At 51.0% G+C, this 1,068-nt stretch carries 3 protein-coding genes; all 3 read right to left on the reverse strand.

The genetic code is table 11. From position 1 onward, the window contains the following. Nucleotides 1–189, reverse strand: a 189-nt coding sequence (locus tag EJP87_RS17005; RefSeq protein WP_130473003.1) for a hypothetical protein, incomplete at its 3' end; no start/stop codon positions are given. A 107-nt stretch (nucleotides 190–296) separates the two neighbouring features. Beyond that, nucleotides 297–554, reverse strand: a complete 258-nt coding sequence (locus EJP87_RS17010; RefSeq protein ID WP_130473004.1) for a CCDC90 family protein — start codon at nucleotides 552–554, stop codon at nucleotides 297–299. A gap of 81 nt (nucleotides 555–635) precedes the next feature. Continuing rightward, nucleotides 636–1,068: helix-turn-helix domain-containing protein (locus EJP87_RS17015; RefSeq protein ID WP_130473005.1), on the reverse strand; the 433-nt coding region annotated here is incomplete at its 5' end.

Here is a 1,068-nt window from a genome sequence, read left to right on the forward strand (position 1 = left end):
GGCGGCTGTGATGGCCAGGGCGGTCAGGGTGGCGCGTTGCTCGTCGGTGATCGGTTGGGTGCGTTGGTGGTGCCACGCTGTTCCGGCGGCGGTCAAAAGCAGGAGGATTATGGCGGTGGCAATACGGATGCTGGTGCGGTGGGATTGGACGTGACGGGAGAAATGGGCCGATTCAATATTGCTTGGCATGTGCAACTCCTCTGAAAATGAATGGATGATGTTTTACTCATCGTCAGAGAAGGTAAAAAAGTGAAATTTCTACAATTATTGTCGTTAGTTAACTGTTTAGTGTTGAATCAATGCGGAAAGAAGGATTTCAGAATCAGGGCGATGATTCCGCCAACACAAACAGCCATTCCCCATTTGAGTGGGGCCATCTCGGCAGCCATGCGGAGTTCGAGTTCTTTCAGATCCCGTTTTGTTGCGAGATCATCCAGATTCTTGTCAAGCACTTCTGCCTGCATCTCGGCCATGACTTCCGCTTGCTTGTCCGGTACGCCGGCAGATTTCAGGCGGTTCGCATATCTGAGAGTATCAAACGTGATGGTGGACATGGCCAAACTCCGGTGAAAGATGGACCGAACGACTCCAGGTTACCAAATACGCAAGCAAAACACGAACAAAAAAGCGATTCATCACTTGGCGCTCAACCCGAACAGTTTGGCCACCGAATAGGGGATGGTAAACACGCCCTCATCCAAAGCCCGCAGCATGGCGCGACGCTCTTCAGGTGTGCTTTGCAGATAGGCTGAATAAACGATGTCCGCCTTGTATTTTGACGTGACCTCTTCGCCTTCCTTTTCCAGGATGGTTTCCACCACAAACATGGTTCCCACAACTTCCTGAGCGATTTGCTCCAAATCGCAAACACCGGATCTGGTGCCAGTCAACACATACATCACGTCCACACCGGCATCGGCGATAGCAGTGAAAAAAGAGGCGGTCGGTTCACGTTTCCCAGCTTCGTAGTTGCATAGAGAACTCTTTGCAATACCGCCTATTTCCGCCATTTCATCCTGAGTGTGGCCGAGTCTTTTTCGTTCTTCTCTCAAGCGTTCGGAAAAATCG

The organism is Candidatus Magnetaquicoccus inordinatus, assembly GCF_004217665.1.
GTDB classification, from domain to species: Bacteria; Pseudomonadota; Magnetococcia; order Magnetococcales; family Magnetaquicoccaceae; genus Magnetaquicoccus; species Magnetaquicoccus inordinatus.